Genomic DNA, 6,852 nt, shown 5'->3' on the forward strand with positions numbered 1-6,852 from the left:
GATCCTCGCCGCCCTCGGCGGCGCCCTGCTGCTCGGCGAAGCGCTGAGCCTGCGTCTGCTGCTCAGCGCCGGCGCGGTGCTCGGCGGCATCGCCCTGGTGCTCGGCAGTCGGCAACGCAAGGCCGGGAGCTAAAGCGGCTGGCGACGGTCTTCTATGCTGTAGCCAATGCTCATCCGGAAGATCGCCATGCCCCGTCTGTTTCGCCTCTGTTTTATCCTGCTGCTCGCCCTGGGCCTGGGCGCCTGCGCCAGCCTGGGCCAGCGCGACCCGCTGCGCATCGACCTGGCCGGGCTGGAACCCTTGCCCGGCCAGGGCCTGGAGATGCGCTTCGCGGTCAAGCTGCGGGTGCAGAATCCCAACGACAGCGCGGTGGACTTCGACGGCGTGGCGCTGGAGCTGGAGGTCAACGGCCAGCCGCTGGCCAGCGGCGTGAGCGACCAGCGCGGCAGCGTGCCGCGCTTCGGCGAGACCCTGATCAGCGTGCCGGTGAGCATTTCCGCCTTCTCCGCCATGCGCCAGGCCTGGGGCGCCACCGACTACCGCCCGGGCCAGGGCCTGCCCTACGTGCTGCGCGGCAAGCTGGCCGGCGGCCTGTTCGGCACCCGCCGGTTCAGCGACAGCGGCACCCTGGACTGGCCGGAGCCGCCGCGCGTCTACTGACAGGCCGCGCACGCCAACCCTTTTGGTGCACCCACTCGGCGCCGCTGCACCAAGACGGCTCGCCTGCGCCTCAGGCCGCCTGAGCCCGGCCCTGCAGCAGCTTGTCCAGCTGCTGCAGCAGATGGCGACGGCTGATCACCCCGAGCACCCGGCCACCGGCGTCGACCACCGGGTAGTTCTTCGGCTTGTCGCCGAGCATCTGCTGCACCAGTGCCATGGGGTCCATGTCGGCGCGCACGCTGAGCACGTCGCGGCGCATGATGTCGCCGACCGTGGCCACCCGCTGGTTGTAGTAGGCCACCTGGATCGCCACCTTCAGGCATTCCTGCTCGGACAGCCAGCCGAGCAGGCGGCCGTCGCCGTCGGTCACCGGGCCGCCGAGCAGCTCGTGGCGCATCAGTTTGGCGACCGCCTTGACCACGGGCATATCGGGATGGATGCGGGCGAAATCCCGGCTCATGCAGTCGGCGATGGAGGCAGTGATCATCGAGGTGGTCCTTGTGCGATTGGAGGAAGCGCCCGGGGACATGGCCCGGACGCTCAGCCGCTAGCAAGTTCCACGCCCTTTCCTGACAGATCGACGCAGGACGCGCCGGGAACCGCCTCTTGGAGGGCTCAGTTCTGTTCGGCGACGCGGCGCCGGCAGGCCTCGCCGAAGGCCTGGAAGATCTTCACCGAGTCGGGGTTGGCGGCGGCGCGCCATTCCGGGTGCCACTGCACTGCCAGCAGGAAGGGCGACAGGCTGGGGGCGTGAATGGCCTCGATCAGGCCGTCCTCGGCGCTGGCCAACACTTCCAGGCCCTGGCCCAGGTTGCGGATGGCCTGGCCATGCAGGGAGTTGACGCGGATCTCCGGCTGCCCCAGCAGCTCGGCGAACCAGCTGCCGGGCACCGGGTACACCGCATGGCGCGGCGCGTACTGCACCTCCACCGGGTCGTCGGGGTTCTCCCGGTGGTCGTGGTAGCCGGGCTCGGCATAGACCTTCTGGAAGATGTCGCCGCCCAGGGCCACGTTGATCTCCTGCATGCCGCGGCAGATGCCGAAGATCGGCAGGCCGCGCGCGAGGGCGGCGCGGATCAGCGGCAGGTCGAACAGATCGCGGTCGCGATCCTGGGCCTTGTTCGGCGTCTCGTTTTCCTGGCCGTAGAGCGCCGGGTCGATATTGCTGCCGGCGCCGGTCAGGTACACGCCGTCGGCCATGTCCAGGTACTGCTCGAGGTCAGCCGTGCCGCAGCAGGTCGGCACCAGCAGTGGCACGCAGCCGGAGAGCTCGACCAGCGGCTGGATGTATTTGTGGGTCATCACTTGATAGTCGTGGCCCTTGCGCTCCTGAGCGCCCATGGACATCAAAACGACGGGTTTGCGCGGGGTACTGCGGATTTTCTTGTCGGACATACGTCACCTTGGGACAGGCCGGGCCTGTCGTTGCTGTGCAGGCCGGTGGCTGTCGCCGACTGCGGCCTGTTTGGCTAACTCCGTGCACCCGGGCTCGTCCTGAGCCGGGGTGCCGCCTTCCGACGGCGGCGCGAAACCGGGCCTTGGCGACTCTGCGCAAAGGGGCGCCACAAGGCGCCCGCCACCCGGTTCGGCAGCGGAATCTATCGCCAGTCTGCCCGAGCCGTAAAATATGTCAAACAAATAAGCGCGGCATTGTCGAACAAAATGCACTCGCAGATTCCGCTTAAATGGCTTAAGCCGGCATGATTCAAGCAAAAAGCGGTGAAACCTGCCCGCCCAAAAAGTCCAATATTTTTGACATCACCGGCGAGCCGAGCGGCGTCCTAGAGCGGCGCCCACGGGCAAAACCCTATACAATTCAGGGTCTCTCAACCCACAGTCGAGGACACCCCTTGAGCAGCCTGCCACCTTGCCCCCAGTGCAACTCCGCATACACCTACGCAGACGGCGAGCAGCTGATCTGCCCCGAATGCGCCCATGAATGGCGGGCCGGCGACGACGCCGGGGGCGACGAGGCGACGCGGGCGATCAAGGATTCGGTGGGCAACCTGCTGCAGGACGGCGACAGCGTCACCGTGATCAAGGACCTCAAGGTCAAGGGCTCGTCGCTGGTGGTCAAGGTCGGCACCAAGGTGAAGAACATCCGCCTGGTCGACGGCGACCACGACATCGACTGCAAGATCGACGGCATCGGCGCGATGAAGCTCAAGTCGGAGTTCGTGCGCAAGGTCTGATCTGCCGCACGCCCTCGGGGAAAATTGGCTAGCCTGAACACAAGCCCGCCCCGAGGAAACCCGCCATGCGCCTTCTGCTGCTCGTCCTGCTGGCCCTGGCCAATCCCCTGGCCGCGGAGCCCTGGCGGGTGGTCGGCGACGAGCAGTTCGCCCCCTACAGCTTCGTCACCGCCGAGGACGACACGCCGCGCGGGCTCGACGTCGAGCTGGTCGAGGCGGTGCTGCGCGAGGCCAGGGTCGCGCACCAGATCCGCCTCTACCCCTGGGAGCGGGTCAAGCGCATGCTCGAGCGCGGCGAGGCGCAGATGGCCTTCCAGTTCGCCGGCACGCCGCAGCGCCAGGAGCAGTACGAACTGGTCGGCCCGCTGCGCAGCGGCGCCACGGTGTTCATGACCACCGCCAAGACCGCGATCGCCGACTGGCGCACGCTGGACGACTTCGCCCCCTACGTGATCGGCCAGGTGCGCGGCTATGCCTACGAGGAGCACTTCGACCGCGCCGACCTGGCCCGCGACAGCAGCGCGCAGAACCCGCGCCAGCTGGTGTCGATGCTGCTGGCCGGGCGCATCGACATCATCGTCGGCGACCGCGTGCAACTGCAGTACTTCGTCCGCGAACAGCGCGCCCAGCAGCAGGTGCGCATCCTGCCCCGCCCGCTGGTGCAGATGCCGCGCTTCGTCGCCTTCGCCAAGGGCGATATCCAGCGCGCCCGACAGTTCTCCGAGGCGCTGGTACGGCTGCGCAAGGCCGGCACGCTGGAGCGCATCGAGCAGCGCTGGGCACAATAGCCCGAGCCAGAGCGGCACCAGCGGTTGCACCCGGCGCCCCGCGCCGGCTTTACTCAGCTTTTACAGTCACCGGCGAAATAATCGGCGCGATGCACGGTCGAAGGGATTAACCGGAACGCTCCGGCCCTACAGGAGGCACGCTCATGCATACGCGTATTTCCCTCGTCACCGGGCTGCTCGCCAGCCTGGCGCTGGCCGGTCCGGAGCCCGCCCAAGCCTCGGACCGCCGCGATGCGGCCATCGCCGGAGCGGTAGTCGGCGCCGTGGTCGGTGGCGTGATCGGCGCCAACAGCCGGATCTACTACGCCCCACCACCGCACGTGGTGTACTACCCGCCACCGCCGGTGTACTACGAGCCGCCGGTCTACTACCGCCCCTATACCGTGGTGGTGGGCCCGCGCTACTACGAACCCCGGCCGTATCACTACAAATCGCGCCACTATCACCACCCGCACAAGCACTGGCGCGGCCACAAGCACCATCATCGCTATCGTCGTTAAACCCGCTCGCTCTGTGAAAAAGCCGCGACTATCGCGGCTTTTTCATTATTGGTGCGCGCGGCGCCCCTTACGGGGCTCAGGCCGGGCTGGCCGCCCATTGTTCCAGGCGCACCACGCTCTCGCGGTAGGGCTTGAGGCTCTTGCCCAGCAGCACGATGGACATCAGCACCGCCAGGGTGGTGACGATCAGCAGCGAGTAGCGCAGCGCGTTGTCGTCGGCGAAGACGAAGTCGGTCACCAGCGCCACCGCGGTCGGGCCTATTCCCAGGCCGATCAGGGTGATGACGAACAGGTAGATGGCCGAGGCCTGGCCGCGCATCGAGTTGGGCATGATCTCCTGGATCGCCGCCGGCGCCACGCCGAACGGCATGCTCAGGCAGAACACCGTCGGCGCCAGCAGCACGCTGGCCCAGAAGGCGGTGTCCATCAGCGGGAACAGCAGCACCAGCGGCAGCGCGCCGAGCGCGGCGTACAGGCCGACGCGCATGTTGGCGTCGCTGCGCCCGCGCTTGGCCATCCAGTCGGCCAGGCGCCCGCCGAAGACGATGCCCAGGCAGCCGAACACCGCGACTATGCAGCCGTAGACGATGCCGACCTGACCGGCGTCCCAGCCGTAGGTGCGGATATAGAAGGTCGGCACCCAGGCCGCGCTGCCGTAGCCGGCGAAGGCCAGGCCGGCGAAGCCGAAGTTGTGCAGCAGCACGGTGCGACGGTTGGCACGGATATAGCGGCCGACATCCGCCAGCGGCACCGCCACGCCGGCGCCGGCGCCACGCCGGGCCGGCTCCTTGACCGCCAGCATGAGCAGGGTGAACAGCACCCCGGCGCCGCCGAGGATCAGGAAGATCAACTGCCAGGGGCGCACCTCGCCCAGCACCGGCAGTAGCACATTGCCCTGCGCCGAGGCGAACTGGATGACCAGCCCGCCGACCAGGAAGGCCAGCCCCGAGCCGAGGTAGACGCCCATGGAGTAGACGCTGATGGCGGTGGCGCGGCGCTCGGCGGGAAAGCTGTCGGCGATCAGCGAATAGGCCGCCGGCGACAGCGCCGCCTCGCCCACACCGACACCGATGCGGCACAGCAGGAACTGCCAGTACAGCTTGGCCATGCCGCAGGCGGCGGTGGCGGCGCTCCAGAACAGCACGCCCACGGCGATCAGCCCGCGCCGGCTGCGGGTGTCGGCGACGCGCCCGAGGGGAATGCCGCAGATGGTATAGAACAGGGCGAAGGACAGGCCCATCAGCAGGCTCATCTGCGTGTCGTTGATCAGCAGGTCGCGGCGGATCGGTTCGACCAGCAGGTTGAGAATCTGCCGGTCGACGAAGGACAGCACGTAGGCCACCATCAGGATGGCGACAGTGACCCAGGCACGGGCACTGGAGGGATAGCCGTTATTGTTGTTATGCACGGACGCTCTCCTCGGCACCGCTGAACGCGGCGCGCGGCGGTTGAAAGTGCGTCAGCTTAGGGCGATATAAACGGCGCTGAGTATCGCTCGAAGGTGTTATCAGGCGGGCGAATGCTTCATACCCGCCGGGGCGAATGGCGCGGCGGCCGTTTCAGATGGCCAGCGGCGCACGCTCGCACAGGGTCTTCAGCGCCGCCGCCCAGTCCGGGTGGTCGTTGAGGCAGGGCACCAGCTGCAGGCTCTCGCCGCCGGCCGCGACGAACTGCTCGCGGCCGCGGTCGCCGATTTCCTCCAGGGTCTCGATGCAGTCGGCGACGAAGGCCGGGCACATCACCAGCAGCTTCTTCACCCCCTGCGCGGCCAGCTCGTCGAGGCGCGTCTCGGTGTAGGGCTCGATCCACTTGGCCCGGCCCAGGCGCGACTGGAAGCTCACCGACCACTGCTGCGGCTGCAGGCCCAGGCGCGCGGCGAACAGCTCGGCGCTGCGCAGGCACTGCGCGCGATAGCAGCCGGCGAGCACCTCGGCCGAAGCCGTGCGGCAGCAGTCGGCGCCCTTCAGGCAATGGCCGCTGGGATCGAGCTTGTGCAGATGGCGCTCGGGCAGGCCGTGGAAGCTCAGCAGCAGGTGATCGAACGGCTGCTCCAGGTAGGGCTTGGCGCTGGCCGCCAGGGCGTCGAGGTATTCGGCTTGCTCGAAGAACGGCGGCAGGATCGACAGGCGCAGCTTCAGCCCGCGCTCGCGCAGTACCCGCTTGGTCTCTTCGATCACCGTGGTGGTGGTGCTGTCGGCGAACTGCGGGTAGAGCGGCGCCAGGGTCACCTCGCGGACGCCCTGGTCGGCCAGGCGCTGCAGGCTGGTTTCGATGGACGGCTCGCCATAGCGCATCGCCAGTTCCACCGGGCCGCGCGTCCAGTGCGCCTGCATCGCCTGCTGCAGGCGGCGGCTGAGCACGATCAGCGGCGAGCCCTCGTCCCACCAGATCGAGGCATAGGCATGCGCCGAGGCTGCCGGGCGCTTGATCAGGATCAGCGACACCAGCAGGCGGCGCAGCGGCCAGGGCAGGTCGATGACATAGGGGTCCATCAGGAACTGATTGAGGTAACGGCGGACATCGGCTACTTCGGTGGACGCGGGCGAACCCAGGTTAACCAGCAACAATGCGTGATCGGTCATGCGAAATCCTAGTCAGTGATGGCCCAGCAGATCGGCCAGGGCCACGTCCAGATGGGTGAAGCGAAAACTGAAACCCGCCTCCAGCAGGCGCGTCGGCACCGCGCGCTGGCCGCCGAGCAGCAGCTCGGA

The 6,852-nt window shown here is 68.0% G+C and carries 9 protein-coding genes; 4 read left to right on the top strand and 5 right to left on the bottom strand.

Translation table 11 applies throughout. From position 1 onward, the window contains the following. Positions 1–187: 187 nt before the first annotated feature. Positions 188–661, top strand: a complete 474-nt coding sequence (locus N878_RS09810) for an LEA type 2 family protein (RefSeq protein ID WP_036987625.1) — start codon at positions 188–190, stop codon at positions 659–661. A gap of 70 nt (positions 662–731) precedes the next feature. Here N878_RS09810 and N878_RS09815 read toward each other — a convergent pair whose 3' ends face one another. Together N878_RS09815 and N878_RS09820 are read right to left on the bottom strand one after the other, a co-directional pair. Beyond that, a complete protein-coding gene (locus N878_RS09815) occupies positions 732–1,148 on the bottom strand; it encodes a CBS domain-containing protein (RefSeq protein ID WP_021443489.1) in 417 nt (138 codons plus the stop codon). Between the two features lie 128 nt (positions 1,149–1,276). After that, positions 1,277–2,056 carry a gamma-glutamyl-gamma-aminobutyrate hydrolase family protein gene (locus N878_RS09820; protein WP_031302965.1) on the bottom strand — a complete coding sequence of 260 codons (780 nt, stop codon included), beginning with the start codon at positions 2,054–2,056 and terminating at the stop codon, positions 1,277–1,279. 455 nt (positions 2,057–2,511) lie between these two features. Between N878_RS09820 and N878_RS09825 the strand changes: the two genes are divergently transcribed. The 3 genes from N878_RS09825 (at position 2,512) to N878_RS09835 (ending at position 4,141) form a co-directional block, all read left to right on the top strand. Next, a complete protein-coding gene (locus N878_RS09825; RefSeq protein ID WP_021443491.1) occupies positions 2,512–2,853 on the top strand; it encodes a zinc ribbon domain-containing protein YjdM in 342 nt (113 codons plus the stop codon). A 65-nt stretch (positions 2,854–2,918) separates the two neighbouring features. Continuing rightward, positions 2,919–3,641, top strand: coding sequence for an ABC transporter substrate-binding protein (locus N878_RS09830; RefSeq protein ID WP_021443492.1), 723 nt, complete (start codon positions 2,919–2,921; stop codon positions 3,639–3,641). A gap of 143 nt (positions 3,642–3,784) precedes the next feature. Then, positions 3,785–4,141, top strand: coding sequence for a hypothetical protein (locus tag N878_RS09835; protein WP_021443493.1), 357 nt, complete (start codon positions 3,785–3,787; stop codon positions 4,139–4,141). Between the two features lie 76 nt (positions 4,142–4,217). Here the strand turns inward: N878_RS09835 and N878_RS09840 are convergent, their stop codons facing one another. The 3 genes from N878_RS09840 to N878_RS26765 all read right to left on the bottom strand — a co-directional run. Continuing rightward, entirely contained in the window at positions 4,218–5,549 is a 1,332-nt protein-coding gene (locus N878_RS09840; protein WP_021443494.1) for an MFS transporter, read from the bottom strand. 151 nt (positions 5,550–5,700) lie between these two features. Next, positions 5,701–6,723, bottom strand: a complete 1,023-nt coding sequence (gene hemH / locus N878_RS09845; protein WP_021443495.1) for a ferrochelatase — start codon at positions 6,721–6,723, stop codon at positions 5,701–5,703. Between the two features lie 12 nt (positions 6,724–6,735). Beyond that, positions 6,736–6,852: DUF1731 domain-containing protein (locus N878_RS26765; protein ID WP_156350868.1), on the bottom strand; the 117-nt coding region annotated here is incomplete at its 5' end.

The sequence above is a fragment of the Pseudomonas sp. EGD-AK9 genome (genome assembly GCF_000465935.2).
GTDB lineage: Bacteria > Pseudomonadota > Gammaproteobacteria > Pseudomonadales > Pseudomonadaceae > Aquipseudomonas.

Bases quoted from the DNA above. Each gene is read 5' to 3' on its own strand.
- hemH (WP_021443495.1), bottom strand. From the start codon at position 6,723: ATGACCGATCACGCATTGTTGCTGGTTAACCTGGGTTCGCCCGCGTCC.
- N878_RS09835 (WP_021443493.1), top strand. From the start codon at position 3,785: ATGCATACGCGTATTTCCCTCGTCACCGGGCTGCTCGCCAGCCTGGCG.
- N878_RS09810 (WP_036987625.1), top strand. From the start codon at position 188: ATGCCCCGTCTGTTTCGCCTCTGTTTTATCCTGCTGCTCGCCCTGGGC.
- N878_RS09815 (WP_021443489.1), bottom strand. From the start codon at position 1,148: ATGATCACTGCCTCCATCGCCGACTGCATGAGCCGGGATTTCGCCCGC.
- N878_RS09830 (WP_021443492.1), top strand. From the start codon at position 2,919: ATGCGCCTTCTGCTGCTCGTCCTGCTGGCCCTGGCCAATCCCCTGGCC.
- N878_RS09820 (WP_031302965.1), bottom strand. From the start codon at position 2,056: ATGTCCGACAAGAAAATCCGCAGTACCCCGCGCAAACCCGTCGTTTTG.